The organism is Paenibacillus puldeungensis (assembly GCF_042678945.1).
GTDB lineage: Bacteria > Bacillota > Bacilli > Paenibacillales > Paenibacillaceae > Fontibacillus > Fontibacillus puldeungensis.
Map to the genome: position 1 here is coordinate 264,841 of NZ_JBHTLM010000004.1, position 19,766 is coordinate 284,606.

Annotated in this window: 24 protein-coding genes; 20 read left to right on the top strand and 4 right to left on the bottom strand. The window is 48.1% G+C overall.

All coding sequences use genetic code 11. The features are described 5' to 3' along the window. Window positions 1-32: 32 nt before the first annotated feature. The 4 genes from spo0A to ACFQ3W_RS08130 all read left to right on the top strand — a co-directional run bounded on the left by spo0A (window position 33) and on the right by ACFQ3W_RS08130 (window position 2,700). Window positions 33-839 (top strand): sporulation transcription factor Spo0A, encoded by an 807-nt coding sequence (gene spo0A, locus ACFQ3W_RS08115; RefSeq protein ID WP_379318435.1) that lies wholly within the window; start codon window positions 33-35, stop codon window positions 837-839. A gap of 234 nt (window positions 840-1,073) precedes the next feature. Beyond that, window positions 1,074-1,382, top strand: a complete 309-nt coding sequence (locus ACFQ3W_RS08120; protein WP_379318437.1) for an ArsR/SmtB family transcription factor — start codon at window positions 1,074-1,076, stop codon at window positions 1,380-1,382. A 12-nt stretch (window positions 1,383-1,394) separates the two neighbouring features. After that, window positions 1,395-2,357 (top strand): cation diffusion facilitator family transporter, encoded by a 963-nt coding sequence (locus ACFQ3W_RS08125; RefSeq protein ID WP_379318439.1) that lies wholly within the window; start codon window positions 1,395-1,397, stop codon window positions 2,355-2,357. Between the two features lie 133 nt (window positions 2,358-2,490). Beyond that, window positions 2,491-2,700 (top strand): hypothetical protein, encoded by a 210-nt coding sequence (locus tag ACFQ3W_RS08130; protein WP_379318441.1) that lies wholly within the window; start codon window positions 2,491-2,493, stop codon window positions 2,698-2,700. Window positions 2,701-2,771: 71 nt separating this feature from the next. Here ACFQ3W_RS08130 and ACFQ3W_RS08135 read toward each other — a convergent pair whose 3' ends face one another. Next, a complete protein-coding gene (locus tag ACFQ3W_RS08135; RefSeq protein ID WP_379318443.1) occupies window positions 2,772-3,059 on the bottom strand; it encodes a DUF2627 domain-containing protein in 288 nt (95 codons plus the stop codon). 186 nt (window positions 3,060-3,245) lie between these two features. Here ACFQ3W_RS08135 and lpdA point away from each other — a divergent pair, with 186 nt between their 5' ends. From lpdA to lipB, 5 genes are all read left to right on the top strand, one after another. Continuing rightward, the gene (lpdA, locus tag ACFQ3W_RS08140; protein WP_379318445.1) at window positions 3,246-4,667 is read left to right on the top strand and encodes a dihydrolipoyl dehydrogenase; all 1,422 of its coding nucleotides are present in this window, start codon (window positions 3,246-3,248) and stop codon (window positions 4,665-4,667) included. Between the two features lie 144 nt (window positions 4,668-4,811). Then, the gene (locus ACFQ3W_RS08145; protein WP_379318447.1) at window positions 4,812-5,837 is read left to right on the top strand and encodes a thiamine pyrophosphate-dependent dehydrogenase E1 component subunit alpha; all 1,026 of its coding nucleotides are present in this window, start codon (window positions 4,812-4,814) and stop codon (window positions 5,835-5,837) included. A 2-nt stretch (window positions 5,838-5,839) separates the two neighbouring features. Next, window positions 5,840-6,826 (top strand): alpha-ketoacid dehydrogenase subunit beta, encoded by a 987-nt coding sequence (locus ACFQ3W_RS08150; RefSeq protein WP_379318449.1) that lies wholly within the window; start codon window positions 5,840-5,842, stop codon window positions 6,824-6,826. A gap of 18 nt (window positions 6,827-6,844) precedes the next feature. Then, window positions 6,845-8,188 (top strand): dihydrolipoamide acetyltransferase family protein, encoded by a 1,344-nt coding sequence (locus ACFQ3W_RS08155; protein ID WP_379318451.1) that lies wholly within the window; start codon window positions 6,845-6,847, stop codon window positions 8,186-8,188. A 72-nt stretch (window positions 8,189-8,260) separates the two neighbouring features. After that, window positions 8,261-8,974 carry a lipoyl(octanoyl) transferase LipB gene (gene lipB / locus ACFQ3W_RS08160; RefSeq protein WP_379318453.1) on the top strand — a complete coding sequence of 238 codons (714 nt, stop codon included), beginning with the start codon at window positions 8,261-8,263 and terminating at the stop codon, window positions 8,972-8,974. On the opposite strand, the gene prli42 is transcribed toward lipB, so the two are convergent. Then, on the bottom strand, window positions 8,964-9,062 hold the full coding sequence (gene prli42, locus ACFQ3W_RS08165; protein ID WP_379318455.1) for a stressosome-associated protein Prli42: 99 nt from the start codon (window positions 9,060-9,062) through the stop codon (window positions 8,964-8,966). The genes lipB and prli42 overlap by 11 nt on opposite strands. A 68-nt stretch (window positions 9,063-9,130) precedes the next feature. Between prli42 and ACFQ3W_RS08170 the strand changes: the two genes are divergently transcribed. Continuing rightward, window positions 9,131-10,255, top strand: a complete 1,125-nt coding sequence (locus tag ACFQ3W_RS08170) for a M20/M25/M40 family metallo-hydrolase (RefSeq protein WP_379318457.1) — start codon at window positions 9,131-9,133, stop codon at window positions 10,253-10,255. 58 nt (window positions 10,256-10,313) lie between these two features. Here the strand turns inward: ACFQ3W_RS08170 and ACFQ3W_RS08175 are convergent, their stop codons facing one another. Both ACFQ3W_RS08175 and ACFQ3W_RS08180 read right to left on the bottom strand, forming a co-directional pair. Then, window positions 10,314-10,880, bottom strand: a complete 567-nt coding sequence (locus ACFQ3W_RS08175; RefSeq protein ID WP_379318459.1) for a tetratricopeptide repeat protein — start codon at window positions 10,878-10,880, stop codon at window positions 10,314-10,316. Window positions 10,881-10,939: 59 nt separating this feature from the next. Continuing rightward, complete coding sequence (locus ACFQ3W_RS08180) at window positions 10,940-11,107, bottom strand: Z-ring formation inhibitor MciZ (protein WP_379318461.1); 168 nt, start codon at window positions 11,105-11,107, stop codon at window positions 10,940-10,942. Between the two features lie 114 nt (window positions 11,108-11,221). On the opposite strand from ACFQ3W_RS08180, the gene ACFQ3W_RS08185 reads away from it, so the two are divergent. From ACFQ3W_RS08185 to ACFQ3W_RS08230, 10 genes are all read left to right on the top strand, one after another. After that, window positions 11,222-11,788, top strand: coding sequence for an NUDIX hydrolase (locus ACFQ3W_RS08185; RefSeq protein WP_379318463.1), 567 nt, complete (start codon window positions 11,222-11,224; stop codon window positions 11,786-11,788). Continuing rightward, window positions 11,785-12,978 (top strand): endonuclease Q family protein, encoded by a 1,194-nt coding sequence (locus tag ACFQ3W_RS08190; protein WP_379318656.1) that lies wholly within the window; start codon window positions 11,785-11,787, stop codon window positions 12,976-12,978. Before ACFQ3W_RS08185 ends, ACFQ3W_RS08190 begins: the two co-directional genes overlap by 4 nt. A gap of 115 nt (window positions 12,979-13,093) precedes the next feature. Next, window positions 13,094-13,720, top strand: a complete 627-nt coding sequence (gene spoIIM, locus ACFQ3W_RS08195) for a stage II sporulation protein M (RefSeq protein WP_379318465.1) — start codon at window positions 13,094-13,096, stop codon at window positions 13,718-13,720. A gap of 56 nt (window positions 13,721-13,776) precedes the next feature. After that, entirely contained in the window at window positions 13,777-13,995 is a 219-nt protein-coding gene (locus ACFQ3W_RS08200; protein WP_379318467.1) for a hypothetical protein, read from the top strand. Between the two features lie 237 nt (window positions 13,996-14,232). Continuing rightward, window positions 14,233-14,703: a ferric iron uptake transcriptional regulator gene (gene fur, locus ACFQ3W_RS08205; RefSeq protein ID WP_379318469.1), complete on the top strand. Its 471-nt coding sequence runs from the start codon at window positions 14,233-14,235 to the stop codon at window positions 14,701-14,703. Window positions 14,704-14,891: 188 nt separating this feature from the next. Further along, entirely contained in the window at window positions 14,892-15,131 is a 240-nt protein-coding gene (locus ACFQ3W_RS08210; RefSeq protein WP_379318471.1) for a DUF4227 family protein, read from the top strand. A 125-nt stretch (window positions 15,132-15,256) separates the two neighbouring features. Further along, window positions 15,257-16,198, top strand: a complete 942-nt coding sequence (gene xerD / locus ACFQ3W_RS08215) for a site-specific tyrosine recombinase XerD (protein WP_379318473.1) — start codon at window positions 15,257-15,259, stop codon at window positions 16,196-16,198. A 6-nt stretch (window positions 16,199-16,204) separates the two neighbouring features. Beyond that, window positions 16,205-17,389 carry a phosphopentomutase gene (locus tag ACFQ3W_RS08220; protein ID WP_379318475.1) on the top strand — a complete coding sequence of 395 codons (1,185 nt, stop codon included), beginning with the start codon at window positions 16,205-16,207 and terminating at the stop codon, window positions 17,387-17,389. Window positions 17,390-17,408: 19 nt separating this feature from the next. Continuing rightward, on the top strand, window positions 17,409-18,236 hold the full coding sequence (locus tag ACFQ3W_RS08225; RefSeq protein WP_379318477.1) for a purine-nucleoside phosphorylase: 828 nt from the start codon (window positions 17,409-17,411) through the stop codon (window positions 18,234-18,236). 17 nt (window positions 18,237-18,253) lie between these two features. Next, complete coding sequence (locus tag ACFQ3W_RS08230) at window positions 18,254-19,588, top strand: pyrimidine-nucleoside phosphorylase (RefSeq protein WP_379318479.1); 1,335 nt, start codon at window positions 18,254-18,256, stop codon at window positions 19,586-19,588. Window positions 19,589-19,766: the final 178 nt, after the last annotated feature.

A 19,766-nucleotide genomic window follows, 5' to 3' on the forward strand; every position in this document is an offset into this window, starting at 1 on the left:
CCTATCCATTTATTTGAAGGAGGAAGTAAGCAGTGCAAAAAATCGAAGTGTTGTTGGCTGATGATAATCGAGAATTTACAAATTTGCTTGCGGAATACATTTCGGAGCAGGACGATATGATCGTCTCAGGAATAGCTTATAATGGCGAAGAAGTGCTGGAGATGATCGAAAATGCGACCAGAGTTCCTGATGTGCTCATCCTGGATATTATTATGCCTCATCTGGATGGACTCGGAGTATTGGAACGGATACGGGAGCTCAATTTGTCTCCGCAGCCTAAAATCATCATGCTGACCGCTTTCGGCCAAGAGAACATTACACAGCGTGCCGTTCAGCTTGGCGCTTCTTACTACATTTTGAAACCTTTTGATATGGAGGTACTTGCCAACCGAATCCGTCAACTGGTTGGTGTACAGAATTTGATGACCAGTGGAACCCCATCCTCCTCTTTTGTCAAATCAAATGTAGTACCATTGGGCAAAGGGAAAAATTTGGATGCTAACATCACTTCCATAATTCATGAAATTGGAGTCCCAGCTCATATTAAAGGATATCAGTATTTACGTGAAGCGATTACAATGGTTTATAACAACATTGAAATCCTTGGAGCAATCACCAAGACCCTGTATCCAGCCATTGCAGAAAAATTTAAAACGACACCGTCCCGTGTGGAACGTGCTATTCGTCACGCGATTGAAGTAGCCTGGACACGAGGCAATATTGATTCCATCAGCCACCTGTTCGGTTACACAATCAACATCAGCAAATCCAAACCGACCAATAGCGAATTCATCGCGATGGTGGCGGATAAGCTCAGAATTGAGCATAAAGTATCGTGAAAGCGTAAAGAATAACGGAAATAACGATGATTATTTTAATGTTAGTGCACCCTACCGTTGAATTCAGTCATATGCTATGTAGCAAGAGGCGGTCCCTCTCGGCCTTCCATGCCGATGAGTGGCCGTTTTTTTATGTCTACAAATTTCATTCAAACATTGACAAATTGTACCGGTGAGATTATTCTGCATATGAGCATATGATCATATACAGTTTTCAAAGAGGGGCAACTAATCATGAAAAAAGATTTACATTCCTTTCTAAACCCTGAAACGATGGAGAAAGTATCAACTACATTTAAGGCTCTTTCTGATCCTACACGAATTCGTATTTTGTATTTGCTTTCCGAGGAAGAGTGTTCGGTGAACCATATGTCCGAGGTACTCGGCATAACCCAATCTGCGGTTTCTCATCAACTCAGCCTATTAAGGAATCTCAGGCTTGTCAAATATCGAAGAGAGGCTAACACATTGTACTATAGCTGCGATGACGGGCATGTTATTTCTTTACTAAATCAGGCTGTTCAACACGCGAAATGCGATTAGGGAGGGTTTGCTATGGATCACAAACACGAGCATGAACATCAAGACCACGACCATCATGATCATCACGGACATTCTCATGGTTTAGGGCACCAGCATTTTGACGCCCGTTCCGGAAATAAGAAGGGCCTACTGATCGCGCTACTCATCACGGCATGCATTGCTGTGCTTGAGTTTTTCGGCGGATTATTTACGAATAGCTTGGCACTTCTTTCTGATTCCGGTCATATGTTAAGCGATACGAGCTCGCTCCTATTTAGCCTGTTTGCCATTTGGTTTGCAGCTCGGCCTGCTTCCGGGCGGAAAACGTACGGCTTTTACCGCATTGAAATATTGGCCGCCCTGCTTAACGGAGTTACCTTATTTGTTATAGCTGGATTAATCATTTGGGAAGCCTATCAACGTTTCCTTAACCCGCCGACCGTGTCCAGCAACATAATGATTGTTATTGCTATCATTGGCTTAATCGCCAATTTGGCCAGCGCGGCGGCCTTAATCAAAAAAGGTGATGTCAAAGGTAATGTGAATTTGAAAAGCGCCTATTTACATGTACTAGGGGATGCGCTCGGATCAGTAGGTGCTATAGCTGCAGGGATTGTAATGTCACTGTTTGGATGGTATATTTTTGATCCAATCATTAGAGTTTTTGTTGCCCTGCTTATTTTACGAGGGGCTTGGGGAGTCATCTCGCAATCAGTTCATATCCTTATGGAAGGGACTCCGGCTTCAATTGATCAAGTGGAAGTCAAGGAGAGCTTGGTAGCTATCCCTGGGGTACTTAATGTACATGATCTCCATATTTGGACAATCACTTCGGGTATGGATGCATTAAGCTGTCATCTTATAATCGAAGAAGGTCACGATAGTCAATCCGTACTGCAAGCTGCAATTACAATTCTGGAGAAAACGTTTAAGATATCGCATTCGACGATTCAAGTCGAGACATCGCTAATTCAACATGAAAAGCTGCTGGTTTAAACATGGATTAACGATTAAAGATAAGCTCATATATTTCGAATTCCAAGTCCAGCAATCTGTAATCTGAAATCTGTGCTAAAATAGAAACGCAGAATTCATTTGCAGGTAGTAGAGTGGAAGGAATGAGTAAGAAATGAATAGTGACCTTGATTGTAAAGAATACAGGGAGTGGCTTGCGAAGGCAGGTTTTGAGGAGAACGATAAAGTCCGAATCGAGGAACTGGTCGTAAAGATAGAGCAGCTTGCTGCTGAAAATATCCGGCTGCGCAAGGCGCTCCTGCGAGCCTCGTCTCATAGTGGCTCGAGAATGTCGACAAAATTGAAGGATGCCTTATACGAATAAAAAAACAAAAACCTCTTCCAATGCTAATCTGCGGGAAGAGGTTTTTTTTTGGCGTGAAAGTGTGGATTACCTTACTCTGCTGCAGATGCCTTTTTACTTCGAAATCTTGGACCAATATAGTTTCGTTTACGGTCGCGGAAGAAAATCCAGCCACCTAAAAAACCGATGCCTGCAGCAAATAATAATAAACCAATCCCAAAATGCAGCCAATCGAATGAAATTTGCGAATGCGAACCAGCTCCATACTTGGAAAGATATTCAAAAAGCGCGTCTTTCATTTTTAGAAAACCGATTGTCGCAGCAATCCCAGGAATGACCAGCAGTATGATTGCAATGAACCGGGAAAACAATAATTTCATAAGGATCCGATTCGTCCTTTCCATAACAATTATCACATCCATCATACCTTTTTCAGCTCGCGATGTCCATTTGTACCTGCATTTGTAATCGCGACAAAACAAGGTAAAATAAGAGTTGTATGAAAAAGGCATGATTGATTAAGAAAGTATGAATTAGCAATATTGATGAATGGGTGGAGATTTGATATGGCGGTAACATGCGATGTTGCGATACTTGGAGGAGGAACGGGGGGCTATATAGCAGCAATACGCGCAGCCCAGCTCGGTAAAGAAGTAGTGATCATCGAGCAGGACAAGCTTGGCGGCACCTGTTTACACCGAGGATGCATTCCAAGTAAAGCACTGCTGCGCAGTGCGGAGCTGTACGATCAAATGAAAAATAGTGCAAGCTTTGGCATTGAGACGAGCGGCTTGTCGCTGGTGTTTCCTAAAGTACAGGAAAGAAAGCAAGGGATCGTAGACCAGCTCCACAAAGGGGTCCAGTATTTGATGCGCAAGCATAAAATTAAAGTTATTCAAGGCAAGGGACGGGTTATCGGGCCATCGATCTTCTCCCCCAAAAGCGGAGCTGTTGCCGTTGAATTAAATGATGGGGAAATGGAAACGATCGTGCCGACGAATTTGATCATTGCAACAGGATCTCGGCCGCGGACATTGTCTGGCCTTACTCCAGACGGAAAATACGTGCTTAGCAGTGATGAAGCGTTGCTTCTGGAGCAGCTTCCAAGCTCGATGATCATCGTTGGAGGCGGCGTTATCGGCGTAGAGTGGGCTTCACTCCTTAACGATTTTGGGGTTCAAGTGACCATCGTCGAAGCGGCGGATCAGTTGCTGCCGGCAGAAGATGAAGAGGTGGCGCGCGGGCTGCTGAAACAGCTGCAAAAACGCGGCATCACTGTCATGACCAACGTTTCGATTAAGCCAGATACCTTTATGATAAATGATGAACAAGTACACATTTCGGCCCAGCGTGGCGATGAAGTGCTGGAGCTCCTGGCAGACAAACTATTGGTGTCTATCGGACGTCAGGCTAACGTCGAGAACATTGGGCTCGAAAATACGGATGTCTCATTGGAGCACGGATTTATTCGCGTTAATGAATTTATGCAGACGACGGAACCGCATATTTACGCCATCGGTGATTGCATCGGAGGCCTTCAACTGGCACATGCAGCAAGTCATGAAGGAATCACAGCTGTGAATCATTTGGCTGGGGAAGCTTCTTATGGATATCACGCGAACCAGGTGCCGCGCTGCGTATACACCCGCCCGGAGGTCGCTTCTGTCGGACTTACGGCCAAAGAAGCTCGGGCCAAAGGATATGAGGTTAAAGAGGGAAAAGTTCCGTTTTCGGCGGTCGGAAAAGCGCTGGTACAAGGGGAAACAGAAGGATTCGTAAAAATGGTGGCGGACGCTCACACTAACGATATTCTCGGTGTTCAGATGATTGGACCACATGTAACGGAGCTAATCGGACAAGCTGCGCTCGCCCAGCTTCTAGATGCAACCCCTTGGGAAATCGGTCAGGCCGTGTTTGCACACCCGACACTTTCTGAAATTTTAGGTGAGGCAGCATTGGCGGTAGACGGCTTGTCTTTAGCCACTTAATGGGTATGGTGAACAACCGTTTTCCTTTTACGGTAAAAGCGATTATAATAAGGTTATCCCAAGTCTTAGTACCAGGTTTTAAGATTAAGTAAGAATAAACTTTTAATACAAAGACGAGGGCCTTAAATGAAGGAGGTAACTCCCATGAACGCAAAAAGTTCATTACAAACGAAACCCAAACATGAGCAGCTTGGATTATCAGATGCCGAAGTAATCGAAATGTACAAATATATGCTGCTCGCGCGCAAATTCGATGAGCGTAATTTGCTGCTCCAGCGAGCTGGCAAAATCAACTTTCATGTTTCCGGTGTTGGGCAGGAGGCTACTCAGGTAGCTGCTGCATTCGCGCTGGATCGGCAGCGAGATTATTTCCTGCCTTACTATCGTGATTACGGCTTTGTACTGACGGTTGGCATGACACTTACGGAGCTTATGCTGTCGGCGTTTGCCAAAGCGGATGATCCGAACAGCGGCGGCCGTCAAATGCCGGGGCACTTCGGCAGCAAGCGGCTGCGCATCGTCACTGGTTCAAGCCCGGTAACGACCCAGGTTCCGCACGCCGTAGGTGTTGCCTTGGCGGCAAAGATGCAAAAGAAAGACATCGTCTCTTACGTTACGTTTGGTGAAGGCTCAAGCAATCAGGGCGATTTTCATGAGGGCTTGAACTTTGCCGGCGTACAAAAGCTTCCGGTCATTTTCTTGTGCGAGAATAATCAATATGCCATTTCCGTGCCCGTCAGTAAACAGCTGGGCGGTAGAGTTTGCGACCGGGCCCAGGGCTACGGCTTTCCGGGAATCCGTGTGGACGGAAACGATGCACTTGAGGTGTACCGCGTCGTGAAGGAAGCGCGCGAACGAGCCGTTCGGGGCGAAGGACCGACGTTGATCGAATCCATGATGTACCGACTGTCTCCGCACTCGACCTCAGATAATGATTTGGCTTACCGTACCAAAGAAGAAGTCGACGAGAACTGGAAAAAAGATGGGCTTCCGAAAATGAAGTCTTATTTAATCGAACACGGTTTGTGGAGCGAAGAACAAGACATCGCGCTGCAAAACGATATGAAGCAGCAGTTGAAGGAAGCCGTTGAGGCAGCGGACAATGCGCCTTTCCCTAAACCGGAAGATACGCTGCTTCATGTATACGCCAGCGAAGGAGAGGTGCATTAATCATGCCGGTTATGGAATATATCGACGCGATTCGCTTGGCGATGAAAGAAGAAATGGAACGCGATGAAAACGTGTTTGTCATGGGGGAAGACGTCGGGGTAAAAGGTGGCGTGTTTACGACAACAAAAGGGCTGCAGGAGCAGTTCGGCGAAATGCGCGTCATCGATACGCCGCTCGCGGAGTCGGCGATTGCCGGCGTTGCGATCGGTGCAGCTATGTATGGATTAAAGCCAATTGCGGAAATGCAGTATTCCGACTTTATGCTGCCGGCTACGAATCAGATCATCAGTGAAGCGGCAAAAATCCGCTACCGCTCCAACAATGACTGGAGCTGCCCTGTCGTCGTTCGTGCGCCAATTGGCGGCGGGATCTTCGGCGGATTGTACCACTCGCAGTGCCCTGAATCGATTTTCTTCGGCACCCCGGGGCTGAAGATCGTTGCGCCTTATTCGGCTTACGATGCTAAAGGATTGCTAAAAGCTGCCGTTCGCGACCCGGATCCTGTGTTATTTTTTGAAAATAAAAAGTGCTACAAGCTCATCAAAGAGGATGTGCCTGAGGACGATTATGTCGTACCGATCGGCAAAGCGAAGGTGCTGCGTGAAGGTAATGACATTACCGTTATCAGTTACAGTCTTCCGCTGCATTTTGCGATGCAGGCGGCTGAAGAGCTGGCAACCGAGCATGGTGTTAGTGCTCACATTTTGGACCTTCGCACCCTCCAGCCTTTGGATCGCGAGGCTATTGTAGATGCTGCTCGGAAAACAGGCAAAGTGCTAATCATCCATGAAGACAACAAAACGGGTGGCATCGGTGCCGAAGTGTCGGCGATTATTTCCGAGGAATGCCTGTTCGAACTCGATGCGCCGATTCAAAGATTGTGCGGACCTGACGTTCCGGCGATGCCGATTAGTCCGCCCATGGAGAAATTCTTTATGCTAAGCAAAGATAAAGTCAAAGAAGCGATGCTTCAATTGGCGCTTTATTAATTGGGAGTGAGTTCAGCGATGCCATCGAATAAAACGTTAACCGATGTTGTTATGCCTCAGCTTGCGGAATCGCTCGTCTCGGCGACGATCGGAAAATGGCTCAAAAAGCCGGGGGATCCAGTCGAGCAATATGAGCCGATTTGCGAGGTTATCACGGATAAAGTAAATGCCGAAATCCCTTCGACGTTAGATGGGGTTATGGGTGAAATTTTGGCCGAAGAAGGTCAAGAAATCCAGGTTGGCACAGTCATATGTCGGATTGAGACAGCTTCAGCTGCAGCGACGCCAGAAGGACAATCCGCTTCTTCCGCTGTTACACAAGAAGCTAGTGAGGCGGCCCCAGCAGGGGACCAGTCCCAGCGTAGCCGGTATTCACCAGCGGTTCAAACGCTGGCCGCCGAGCATGGTCTTGATCTGCGTCAGATTCAAGGTACCGGGCTTGGTGGAAGAATTACGCGGAAGGATGTTCTGGCTTACCTAGAAAAGGGTGGACAGCCGGCTGCATTAACTGCTTCCCAAGCTCCAGTACAGCCTGCGGCTCCTTCTCCGGTGCATGGAGGGATTCAAGCTGAGATGAGCCGTGCGGCCGCCGAGCCAGTACGCCACTCCGGCCTTCACTTGACGGAGACGCCACGGATTCCGACGATCGAAGTGGAAGGTGATCGGTCTGAATACTTCATCGATGTCACCCCGGTCCGCAATACGATTGCAAAGAATATGCGACAAAGCGTTTCGGAAATTCCGCATGGCTGGATGATGATCGAGGTCGATGTGACGAATCTCGTCCAACTGCGCAACAAGCTGAAGCACGATTTTATGAAAAAAGAAGGCGTCAACCTGACCTATCTAGCTTTCTTACTGAAAGCCGTCGTTGGCGCTATCAAGGATTACCCGATTATGAACTCGGTTTGGGCGGTCGATAAAATCATCGTCAAACGGGATATCAATATTTCGCTTGCCGTCGGAACAGAGGATTCCGTGCTGACTCCGGTCATCAAGAAAGCCGATCAGAAGAACATCGCCGGTTTGGCTCGCGAAATTGAAGAGCTGGCATCTAAAGTCCGCTCCGGCAAGCTGAAGCTTGAGGATATGCAGGGCGGGACATTTACCGTCAACAATACAGGGTCCTTTGGCTCTATTTTGTCGCAGCCGATTATCAACTATCCGCAAGCTGCTATCTTAACCTTTGAGTCCATTGTAAAAAAGCCGGTTGTCATCAACGATATGATCGGCGTTCGCTCGATGGCCAATATCTGCCTGTCGCTTGATCACCGCATCTTGGACGGCGTTATTTGCGGTCGGTTCATGCAGCGTGTGAAAGATAACATGGAGAGCTATAATCTGGAAACCCAGGTGTATTAATAGCCTTGCGGGAAAACGAACCGATAAGGAAGGCGGCGTACTCCAACAAGTAAAGGAAGAGGCGAAAAAGCAATGAATGCAAGCTTAAAAGTCTGCTATTATCCTATGATGGAATACGGGGAAGCCTGGGATTTGCAAAAACAACTGGTTAAGGCGATTGATGGAGAGCAGCAGCAGGAGCACCTGCTGCTGCTTCAGCATCCGCCGACATATACGATAGGATCCCAGCGCCACCCCGAGCATTTACTGTTAAGTCCGGAGGAGCTGAAGGAGCAAGGAATCTCAATATTTGAAATCGACCGTGGCGGAGATATTACATACCATGGACCAGGGCAGCTGGTCGGTTACCCGCTCATTTGGCTGGATGCCGGACGAGGACTCGATCTTCACGGCTATTTGCGGAGTATAGAGCAAGTGATTATTAACTATTTAGCCCGGTTCGGTATTGAGGGGTCAAGAAAACCGGAATATACCGGCGTTTGGGTTGGGGACGTTAAAATATGCGCGATCGGCGTGAAGTTCAATAAATGCCGAGGCAAAAGAGGGTTTATTACGAGCCATGGCTTCGCTTTTAATGTGAAGTCAGGCATCCAAAACGATGGCTTTCAAGGCATCATCCCTTGCGGTATTCAGGAGTATGGGGTTACATCGCTGGAGGATATTACCGGACTAAAGTTTATGGTTGAACAGGTAGCGAGAGATATCGTTCCGTTATTTTGCGAGGTGTTCGGAATCAAATCCTTTGAAGGGTTAGAAGGGTCGTTCTCGACCCTGATTAACGAATGAACAACGGCTCCAAAAACGCAAGAAGTGTGGAAGCGACCATTGCGAACAACATGAGATAAACAACGATTTTTAGCCATTTTTTTCGCATACATTGTACTCCTTCGGATAGACGTATATTGTATATATTATCGTAAAAAAGAAAGTGAGGAAAGTCCAATGATTAACCAGGAAAGAGTCATCGGACAGTTTGTGGAGCTCGTACAGATCGATAGCGAGACGAAACATGAACGCCAAATCGCAGATTATTTGAAAAACAAATTCAGCGAATTAGGACTTGATGTGGTGGAGGACGCTTCTCAAGCCGAGACGGGACATGGAGCCGGCAATTTAATTGCTACGCTGAAGGCCACGGAAGGCGTCACGGTAGATCCGTTCTTGTTTACCTGCCATATGGATACGGTAACGCCGGGGAAAGGAATAAAACCGGTTATTGGTGAAGACGGATGGATTCGCAGCGATGGCACAACGATTCTTGGTGCCGATGATAAGGCGGGCATTGCTGTGCTGCTTGAGACGATTCAAACCATCAACGATCAGCACCTTCCCCACGGAGAAATCCAATTCGTAATTTCGGTTGGAGAAGAATCCAGTCTGCGAGGGGCCCGAGCTTTGGAGTCCAAGTATGTGCGAGCAAAATTTGGTCTTGCCATCGATACAAACGGTGAGGTCGGCACCATTTGCGTAGGTGCTCCGACTCAAGCGAAGGTTGAAATCGAAATTTTTGGCAAAGCTGCTCATGCCGGGGTGAATCCGGAGGACGGAATCAGTGCGATTCAAGTCGCCGGCAAAGCGATTGCACGTATGAATCTTGGACGACTTGATCACGAAACCACCGCCAATATTGGGAAATTCGAAGGTGGAGGCGCCACGAATATCGTTCCCGATCATGCGAAGCTGTATGGCGAAGCGCGCAGCATGTCCCAAGCGAAAGTGGATAAACAATTGCTTGAGATGAAAGAGGCCCTCGAGTCGGTCTGCCAAGCTTTTGGAGCGCGGGGCGAATTCCATAGCGAAGTTTTGTACCGGGCATTTCACATCTCGGATGATGAGCCTGTTTTGAAGCTCGCCCGTAAAGCTGCAGCCGCTTTGAACTTGTCGGGAAAAACCTTTGTGTCGGGCGGCGGGAGTGACGCCAATGTTTTCAATAGTCTAGGGATCCCTACTGTTAATTTGGCTATTGGATACGAAGATATTCATACGACCAAGGAAAGAATTAAAAAAGACGATATTATTAAAACGACGGAATTTGTTCTGGAGATCATCCGACAATCGCTGTCTTGATTAAATTAACCACACTTGATACAAGCCCGGGTGCCTATTTAAGGCTATCCGGGCTTTATTAATGAACTAAGATTGATTTGTGCAAAGGCAAATTTTGGGCCTGAGTAGAAGACCATTCCGTATGCCAACCCGAAGCTTGAATGATATGAAGGGCTTGGTTGTAGTCCCTTATGTACTTGTATATTTTTTCTTGTTCAGCTTGGGGTGGATGGTATAATTCGATTCTTCTCTGTAGATTGTACATCGCTTCTTGCAAGTAACAGGATGCAGCTCCATACCTGGCAGAGGCCATGACAGGGCTCTGTGATGCAATTTCTTCAAAGATCGGAGCAGCTTCCGCGAAACGCCCTTCATCATAGCAAATTTCCGCCCAAATATAGCTTAACTCTAGAAACGGTCGGACAGGTTTTTTAAGTAAGCCGGAATCCATTCGGGACAGCCGTTCCTTGGCAACAGTAACGTAGCCCTCTTTATACAGAGCCTGAACGAGTACGCTGAGGAGATACATATCGTTTTCTCCTGCCAACAGCTCGGCTTGATCAATTTGTCCCGCTAATACCGCATTTTGAATCAGTTCTATTTTTTGGTTTATGCCTTGAGTTTGTTCCACCACGCCGCGCATCATTCACCCCCTCCTTTCATTAACCGGAATACATACAACTGAATTAGAAAATGTTATTTTTGTTATTGATGGGCTCCTGCAGCAGATGATTCAGGCAGCATGCGAATATGGATTAGGTCGGTGACCTTAGCGGTAGCGCCGGCTTCATGCAGCCATTGGGAGAGAAGAATGCGGATTTGCCATGCTTTGCCTTGTGCACGGATACAGCTTGGAGTAAAGTAGCTTTTCATCACGGATTGCTCCTTTTGTAGGAAGGTTTGATATAATAACACCATATGTCCGCCATGGACAAGTTATGAGCGAACATTCATTCTGGGTTGGTTATTAATTAGGAGGTTTGGATCATGAAATCGACTGACAAACTAAAAGAAACGACTGTGTCAACAAAGCCCGTTTTCACGGGAAAGGTTATCTCGTTGCAAATTGATACAGTGCAGCTTCCAGACGGGGCTTTAGCTACAAGGGAGATCGTGAAGCATCCTGGAGCGGTCGCCGTGCTGGCGTTACGTAACGATCGTTTACTGCTCGTGGATCAATACCGTCAGGCCATGGGACGCTGTGAGCTTGAAATCCCTGCCGGGAAGCTGGAAAAAGGGGAAGATCCGATGGAAGCGGCAAAACGCGAGCTTCAGGAAGAGACAGGTTATCGGTGCGATAAAATAACTCATTTGCATTCGTTCTACACTTCCCCGGGTTTTGCGGACGAAATCATTCACCTGTACTGGACGGATCAATTAACCGCAGGTGAGATGGCGCTGGACGAGGATGAATTTATCGAAGTATACGAAGTTACTTTGGAGGAAGCGCAGCAATATATCATTGAAGGCCGAATTGCCGATGCCAAAACGATTATGGCGGTCTACATATGGCAGCAGCGTCTCGCCAAAGAGGCGGCAGACCGGGAAGTATGAAGAAAAGAGCCGAGGAATTAGTGCCTTGTTATGCGGATCTTCATATTCATATCGGCCGGACCGGGCGGGGAGAACCGGTAAAAATCAGCGGAAGCCGTGATCTAACATTCTCCAACATCGCCAAGGAGGCTCATGATCGAAAGGGAATTGGGCTTTTAGGTATTATCGATTGCCACTCCCCCGGCGTTCAGCAAGATATAGCAGAGTGCCTTGGACGTGGGGAGATGGATGAACTGGAGGATGGCGGAATCGCGTATAAGGGGACGACCCTTCTGCTTGGTACAGAGCTCGAAATTCGCGAGCCAGAAATGGGGCCGGCGCATTTGCTGGCCTTCTTCCCGTTTTTCGACACGATTAGATCCTTTACAGGCTGGCTTGAAAAGAGGATGAAAAATGTATCGCTTAGCTCGCAGCGGGTGTATTCCCCGGCAAAAGCGCTCCAGGAAGAGGTCTACGCCAGAGGTGGGATGATTATTCCTGCGCATATTTTCACCCCTCATCGAAGCATTTACGGAAGCTGTGCTCCGCGAATGGCGGACGTGCTGGATACGGCACTGATCAGCGCCGTTGAACTTGGACTAAGCGCGGACAGCGAGATGGCGGGGCTTATCAGCGAGCTCGATCACTATACATTTTTGACCAACTCGGATGCCCATTCGCTCGGCAAGATCGGTAGAGAGTATAATGAGCTTTTGCTGAAGAAGCCAACCTACAGGGAATTTGCCAAGGTGCTAAACCGTGAGGATGGCCGGGGCGTGATCGGAAACTATGGGCTGAACCCAAGGCTCGGCAAATATCACCGGACATACTGCAGCGGCTGCAGCTACAGTATTGACGAGGCGGAAATTTCGGTAGAAAGATGCCCATATTGCGGCAGTCCAAAATTGGTGCGCGGTGTTTTTGATCGAATCCGTTCGATTGCGGACCGTAAAGAACCGGTAATTCCTGCGCATCGGCCACCTTATCATTATCAAGTGCCTTTGGAATTCATTCCGGGTCTGGGACCGGCCAAGCTTGAGCTTTTGCTGCGTACCTTTGGTACGGAAATGAACGTGCTGAATCAAATGTCTTGCGAGGCGCTTGCAGAAGCGGTTGGGGCCGAGCTGGCAGAGCGCATTTGTGATGCCCGTACTGGTAAACTGGAGCTGGCTGCCGGGGGCGGCGGGGTTTACGGCAAGGTAAAAAAATGATATTTCGGTAGAATGATTTATAACGCATAACGCTGACTGCTTGTTCATATGTTTTCTTAAGACAACTTTGTCTCGCACATCCTCTTTCGATGAACAAGCAGGGGGGACCTTCCATATGCTTCAACCGTTTCGTCATGCGTTAAAGGATCAAACACCGCTATATGTCTTCGTTTCAGCGCTATTTCTCATGGGCGTCGTGTTTGGGGCCTTGATGGTCAATGCATTAACCCTTGAGCAGCAGCAGGATTTAGGACGCTATTTCGGTAACTTTTTTATTTCCCTCAATGAAGGTGGAACGGAATTTCTAGGCCAATCTTATTGGGAGGTCGCGATCCTTCATCTGAAATGGCTCGGTTTGATTTGGCTGCTGGGATTGTCCGTCATCGGGCTTCCTGGCATATTAATCCTGGATTTTCTGAAAGGGGTCTTGATCGGCTTTACCGTGGGGTGCCTTGTTGGCCAGTATACGTGGAAAGGGCTGTTATTCGCCCTCGTTTCGGTAGCTCCGCATAATTTGATCGTCATTCCGGCGTTATTGATCACTAGCGTGGCGGCTGTCGGATTTTCGCTGAACATGATCAGATCCAGGGTTTTGCTCGGGAGAAGCGGAGGCATATCCCGCCCATTTCTATCTTATACAGGGCTTACGCTGGCCATGGCCGTCGTGCTGCTTGCTATATCTTCGTTTGAAACATGGGTGACTCCGGTGATGATGAGCTGGGTTACACCTTTAGTTGCGTGAAGGGCAGGAAAATCATTCCTGATGTCGAATTATGATATAAGGAGATGAAATATATCATGAAATTTACAGTTACCGTTCATTTTGTTGGGGATAAGAAAGCTAGTTTTATACGAGAGGCAGATTCAGCAGCTGAAATTGCTAGGGATATTAAGTCTAAGGATACAAAATGGTTTGGCAATGACAATAAAGTAATTAATTCTGAGAATGTGCTTTTTGTAAATATTACCGAAGGCGTTGCCAAGGCCAAGCCCAGACCGAAAGCCAAGGCAGTTTAATTCTGGATTCCCTAAGTTGAATCATATACCGTGAGACAAATCAAAACACCTTCAAGAAAATCGAGGTATGTCGGATGATATGCAGATAAACTTGAAGGTGTTTTTGCGTAAAAGATTGTTACCAACGATATAGACTCTACCAAAATGTTTGACTTTAACGATTCTATCCCCCTATAATGAAAGAAGTGGTCATTGAACATTTTTTGGATGTGCGGCGATGGCTGGGGGAGGGAGAACATGAAAGCAAAGATCGAAAAAATCAAACAGCAGTTACAATCCCACGGTTACAAATTGACGCCCCAGCGGGAAGCCACGGTACGCGTGTTGCTCGAGAACGAAGACGACCATTTAAGTGCGGAAGATGTATTTATGCTCGTTAAGGACAAGGCGCCTGAAATTGGTCTGGCGACCGTTTATCGGACTTTGGAGCTGCTTAGTGAGCTTCATGTGGTTGAGAAAATCAATTTCGGCGATGGCGTGGCTCGTTACGATCTGCGAACAGATACAACCAAACATCATCATCATCATTTGATTTGTGTGCAGTGCGGGGCTATGGATGAAATTCGAGAGGATTGGCTAGGACCTTTAGAAGAACGTCTGGAGAAGGAGTTCAACTTTAAGGTACTGGATCATCGGTTGGATTTTCAAGGTATATGTTATCGGTGCAAAGACAAGAACAACAACCCGACAGGGACTGAAGATAAGTAGAACGTGTGAAATCAAAGCCTTATGCGGTTTATTAGCCGTGTGAGGCTTTTTTACTCCCACCTTATGTTCTAAACTAATTCAGAAAAAGCCTTCTGCCGCATACTCGTCCATCTGTACCTATATACTAATAAGAGAGACGCCAGAGAGTTTGTCCGTCCTATGAATTAGTATGTTGAAAAGGTGGTATTATGATGATCATATCGATTCGTCAATGGCTGCGCGCAGCCAAATATTTGCTCCTGTTTGTAGCTCTTGCTTATACTTTGTATAGAGTGCTGGGCGTCATGGATAATTATCTTCTAAGAGAGAATAAATATCGGATTCCAGAGGGTTCTGCGGTTAAAGTGTTCCATGCTGAGATGGACGGAAGCCGTGAAATGGGATCGATAGCTGAACGGCTAAAGTTATTTTTCTGGTACGGGGAATAAGGCAGTTAACTTTCTCAAATCCTTAAAAATTGCAGGGAAAAGGACGGGGAATGTGGAATATGTATACTTAAGGAATTTTTCTTATTCCAAAGGCACAATTTTCGACAAGGGAGGAGGCGCGGAGCATGGAGCAATTTGCGGCCTCTTTTATTTCGTTTGCAGCAGAGCATCGGGGATTAAGCAGCGCGACTCGGGAATCCTATGCGCGAGACTTAAGGCAGTACATAGCCTATTTGCAGGAGCGGCAAATTTATGACTTCCGGGAGGTAACCCGGGCGGGCATCCTACTGTACTTTTCGGCATTAAAGGAAAAAGGCAAAGCTCCTGCGACCGTCATACGCGTATCGGTGACGCTCCGCTCTTTTTTTCAATATTTACAGCGGGAACGGGTCATTGAGCAGGACCCTTTTCTCATGCTGGATATGCCCAAGCTCGACAAAAAGCCTCCACAAATTCTATCCGTTGAAGAGACAGAAAAGCTTCTTGATACGCCAGATTCTAAAACACCTCTGGGTCTTCGGGATAAGGCGATGCTGGAGCTTATGTATGCTACGGGCATTCGCGTTTCTGAGCTAATCGCGCTGGATGTTGATCACGTCGATACGAAGTTTCGATTTCTCCGCTGCTGCGGGGAGGCTGGAAAGGAGCGCATAATTCCGTTCGGAACGGTTACGTCCGGGTGGTTAGAGCGCTATCTAAACGAAGGCAGACCTCAACTCGTCAGGGTTCCACAGAACCGAGCACTGTTCCCGAATCGGCGGGGGGAACGGATCAGTCGTCAAGGCTTCTGGAAAACGATTAAGAAGTATAGTCTTGAAGCGGGAATTCCTGAGGATATTACGCCGCATACGCTGCGACATTCCTTTGCCGTCCACATGCTGGATCGGGGGGCTGATGTGAGGTCGGTGCAGGAGATGCTAGGAATCGCCGATATATCAAACATTCAAATGTATTTGAACCGCTCAAGGCCAAATCTAAAAACTGTTTATGATGCATTTCATCCTAGGGCTGGCGAGCCGCAGGATGCGACTATTCGCAATACAGATGATCCATTGAAAAAGGAGTGATATTAGATGCAAGTTGAAAACAAATTCAGAAAAATTTCCGTGATCGTGCTGGACAGTGTCGGTATTGGAGAATTGCCTGATGCTAAAGAATTCGGAGACGAGGGAGCGCATACGCTCGGTCACATTTTAGGAACTGTGGATACGAAGCTGCCGAATTTGCAGCGGCTTGGGCTAGGCAATATTGCCGATTTACCGAAAATGAGCCCAGTATCAAATCCTGCCGCTTATTTCGGCAAAATGAATGAAATTTCTTCGGGCAAAGACACCATGACCGGACACTGGGAGCTGATGGGTCTGAAAACCGAAACCCCGTTCCAAACGTATCCGAACGGATTCCCTCGAGACTTAATCGCCCGTTTTGAACAGGAAACCGGACGCAAGATCATCGGTAATAAGCCAGCTTCCGGCACGGAAATTTTAGTTGAGCTCGGGGAAGAGCATATGAAGACGGGAGCATGGATTGTTTACACGTCGGCAGACAGCGTGTTCCAAATTGCTGCGCATGAGGAAGTGATTCCACTTCCGGAACTGTACCGGGCTTGTGAAGTTGCAAGACGGCTCACGCTGGAGCCGGAGCACTCCGTGGGCCGTGTCATCGCCCGTCCATTCATTGGCAAGCCAGGCAACTGGCAGCGTACGCCGAATCGGCACGATTATGCCGTTAAGCCACCGGAGCCTACCGTGCTAAACGCTCTGAAAAATGCGGGGAAAGAAGTCGTTGCCGTCGGCAAGATCGGGGATATTTTCTCAGGAGAGGGAATTACCGCTTCTCACCCGACTAAGAGCAACCAGCATGGCATCCAGGAGACATTAGCACATTTGGACCAAGACTTCTCTGGACTCTTGTTTACAAATCTGGTTGATTTCGACTCCCTATACGGCCACCGGCGCGACCCTGAAGGCTATGCCCGTGCACTGGAGGAATTTGATGCTGCTTTGCCAGAACTTCTTGATAAAGTGGGAGAAAATGACCTGCTGGTAATTACTGCGGATCACGGGAACGATCCGACACATGCCGGGACCGATCATACGCGCGAATACGTGCCGCTTATCGTTTACGGGCCGAGCCTCAAAAATCCGGGAAGCCTGGGCGTGAGAGCCACCTATGCCGATCTTGCTGCGACGATCGCGGACAATTTTGGAGTACACGCAACTGAGCATGGGCGCAGCTTTTTGCGAGAGCTGATTTAATTAAACGGAGGATAACGAAATGACAACAACATTAACGATAAGCATGATTAGAGAGGCCGCTGAGTATATTCGCTCCAGGTCGGAGGTTTCGCCTAAGGTTGGGTTGATTCTGGGCTCGGGATTAGGCGTTCTTGCCGATCATATTGAGCAGGCGGTTAGCATCCCGTATCACGATATTCCGCATTTTCCTCAATCCACGGTTGAAGGGCATGCCGGCGAGCTGCTGATCGGGACAGTCCAAAATACACCGGTCGTTCTAATGAAAGGGCGGTTTCACATGTATGAAGGATACGGCCCGGAATTAACGGCTTTTCCTGTACGTGTGATGAAGGAGCTTGGCGTCAAGACGCTGCTTGTTACGAATGCCGCTGGCGGAGTTAATATGTCTTATTCGCCTGGTGATTTGATGCTGATTTCGGATCACATCAATCTTACCGGCAAAAACCCGCTGATCGGGCCTAATGATGCCGAGCTTGGCGTTCGATTCCCGGATATGTCCCAGGCTTACAGCCGGAACCTACGTCAATTAGCGAATCGCATTGCGGGCGAAAAAGGCATCTCCCTCCAACAAGGTGTATATGCCGGGCTGCTTGGCCCTACTTACGAAACTCCTGCGGAAATCCGGATGCTACGCACGCTCGGTGCTGATGCGGTAGGCATGTCTACTGTATCAGAGGTAATTGTGGCTAGACACGCCGGCCTTGAAGTTCTTGGAATTTCTTGCATCAGCAACATGGCCGCAGGTATTTTGGATCAACCGTTATCGCATAATGAAGTTATTGAAACGACCGACCGCGTTCGTGAAAAGTTTCTAAGTCTAGTTCTGTCCATTATTCCTGAGTTGTAAAGGAGGGGGGAAGAACGATGAGAGCTGTGGATCTAATCCGTAAAAAAAGGGACGGCCAAGAGCTGACGACTGAAGAGATCAGCTTCCTGGTTCGAGGGTATAGCGAGGGCCAGATTCCGGACTATCAAATGGCCGCCTGGGCCATGACCGTATTTTATAGGGGCATGAGTGCGCGCGAAACGGCGGACCTCACGATGCAGATGGCGTCCTCCGGAGATACCATCGATTTAAGCTCTATCCATGGCATAAAGGTTGATAAACACTCTACAGGTGGAGTTGGCGATAAAACGACCATTGTGCTTGGTCCGATGGTAGCAGCCGCTGGAGTACCAGTTGCCAAAATGTCCGGCAGAGGCCTCGGCCATACCGGAGGAACGATCGACAAGCTCGAAGCGATCCGCGGCTTCTCCGTCGAATTGGCCAAGGAGCAGTTTTTCCGCCAGGTCAACGACATTGGAATTGCGGTCGTTGGGCAAAGTGGCAATATGACGCCTGCCGACAAGAAGCTTTATGCTCTGAGGGATGTAACAGCTACGGTCGATTCGATTCCGCTCATCGCGAGCAGTGTCATGAGCAAGAAAATCGCCGCGGGCGCTGATGCGATCGTGCTGGATGTCAAAACCGGCAGCGGTGCATTCATGAAAACGCTGGAAGATTCAATTCGTCTAGCAAAAGCGATGGTTGAGATCGGCACTCAGGTCGGGCGGCAGACGGTAGCTGTTATCAGCGATATGGATCAACCGCTGGGCTACGCTATCGGAAACGCGCTTGAAATCCGCGAAGCAGTCGATACTCTGCGCGGGGAAGGCCCAGCCGATCTGGAGGAAGTCTGCCTCATTCTGGCATCACACATGCTAATTCTAGGCGGGAAAGCATCCTCCGAGGAAGAAGCCAAAGCTATACTGCTTGAGCATCTTCGCAGCGGAGAAGCACTGGAAAAGCTCAAGAAAATGGTGGCTGCCCAAGGAGGGGATACGACGCAAATCGACAATCCCGAACTATTGCCGCAAGCCGAGATACAGGTCGAGGTGCTGGCTGAGCGCAGTGGATTTATAGAATCGATTCAGGCCGAGGAAATCGGCATTGCCGCTATGGTGCTCGGCGCAGGCCGGGAGACGAAGGATTCCAAAATTGATCTTGCCGCCGGCGTGGAGCTGCGGAAAAAGATAGGCGATCCCGTAGTTGCCGGGGAAGCTCTCGCCGTATTACATTTCAATCCTGAGCATCGTGAAGGCAAAGGCGAGGCGGAGCAGAGAATTTTGGGTGCGTATGGCATTTCCGAAACAAAGCCGCCCAAAAGACCTCTTGTGTTTGCACTGGTGACAAAAGATGGTGTGAAGCGCTTTTTATAGCGTAGGGCGTTGTAAGCTTATAGCCAAGACAAATAAATATCTAGCTTAAAGCGTATCTTTATGATCGTTCGATGACGATCTAAAGATACGCTTTTTTTTGCAGACAAAGGAATAAACTCCCACATTGTGACCGATACTAGGTTAGCAGAATCCAGTTTTATGTCAAAAAGGGGGACTA

Coding starts and splice junctions, on each gene's coding strand:
- ACFQ3W_RS08185 (WP_379318463.1), top strand. CDS start 11,222: ATGAAATCGACTGACAAACTAAAAGAAACGACTGTGTCAACAAAGCCC.
- ACFQ3W_RS08175 (WP_379318459.1), bottom strand. CDS start 10,880: ATGATGCGCGGCGTGGTGGAACAAACTCAAGGCATAAACCAAAAAATA.
- lipB (WP_379318453.1), top strand. CDS start 8,261: ATGAATGCAAGCTTAAAAGTCTGCTATTATCCTATGATGGAATACGGG.
- ACFQ3W_RS08220 (WP_379318475.1), top strand. CDS start 16,205: ATGCAAGTTGAAAACAAATTCAGAAAAATTTCCGTGATCGTGCTGGAC.
- ACFQ3W_RS08135 (WP_379318443.1), bottom strand. CDS start 3,059: ATGAAATTATTGTTTTCCCGGTTCATTGCAATCATACTGCTGGTCATT.
- ACFQ3W_RS08130 (WP_379318441.1), top strand. CDS start 2,491: ATGAATAGTGACCTTGATTGTAAAGAATACAGGGAGTGGCTTGCGAAG.
- ACFQ3W_RS08230 (WP_379318479.1), top strand. CDS start 18,254: ATGAGAGCTGTGGATCTAATCCGTAAAAAAAGGGACGGCCAAGAGCTG.
- xerD (WP_379318473.1), top strand. CDS start 15,257: ATGGAGCAATTTGCGGCCTCTTTTATTTCGTTTGCAGCAGAGCATCGG.
- fur (WP_379318469.1), top strand. CDS start 14,233: ATGAAAGCAAAGATCGAAAAAATCAAACAGCAGTTACAATCCCACGGT.
- ACFQ3W_RS08155 (WP_379318451.1), top strand. CDS start 6,845: ATGCCATCGAATAAAACGTTAACCGATGTTGTTATGCCTCAGCTTGCG.
- ACFQ3W_RS08180 (WP_379318461.1), bottom strand. CDS start 11,107: ATGAAAAGCTACTTTACTCCAAGCTGTATCCGTGCACAAGGCAAAGCA.
- ACFQ3W_RS08150 (WP_379318449.1), top strand. CDS start 5,840: ATGCCGGTTATGGAATATATCGACGCGATTCGCTTGGCGATGAAAGAA.
- ACFQ3W_RS08120 (WP_379318437.1), top strand. CDS start 1,074: ATGAAAAAAGATTTACATTCCTTTCTAAACCCTGAAACGATGGAGAAA.
- ACFQ3W_RS08125 (WP_379318439.1), top strand. CDS start 1,395: ATGGATCACAAACACGAGCATGAACATCAAGACCACGACCATCATGAT.
- prli42 (WP_379318455.1), bottom strand. CDS start 9,062: ATGCGAAAAAAATGGCTAAAAATCGTTGTTTATCTCATGTTGTTCGCA.
- ACFQ3W_RS08200 (WP_379318467.1), top strand. CDS start 13,777: ATGAAATTTACAGTTACCGTTCATTTTGTTGGGGATAAGAAAGCTAGT.
- lpdA (WP_379318445.1), top strand. CDS start 3,246: ATGGCGGTAACATGCGATGTTGCGATACTTGGAGGAGGAACGGGGGGC.
- spoIIM (WP_379318465.1), top strand. CDS start 13,094: ATGCTTCAACCGTTTCGTCATGCGTTAAAGGATCAAACACCGCTATAT.
- ACFQ3W_RS08225 (WP_379318477.1), top strand. CDS start 17,409: ATGACAACAACATTAACGATAAGCATGATTAGAGAGGCCGCTGAGTAT.
- ACFQ3W_RS08190 (WP_379318656.1), top strand. CDS start 11,785: ATGAAGAAAAGAGCCGAGGAATTAGTGCCTTGTTATGCGGATCTTCAT.
- ACFQ3W_RS08145 (WP_379318447.1), top strand. CDS start 4,812: ATGAACGCAAAAAGTTCATTACAAACGAAACCCAAACATGAGCAGCTT.
- ACFQ3W_RS08210 (WP_379318471.1), top strand. CDS start 14,892: ATGATGATCATATCGATTCGTCAATGGCTGCGCGCAGCCAAATATTTG.
- ACFQ3W_RS08170 (WP_379318457.1), top strand. CDS start 9,131: ATGATTAACCAGGAAAGAGTCATCGGACAGTTTGTGGAGCTCGTACAG.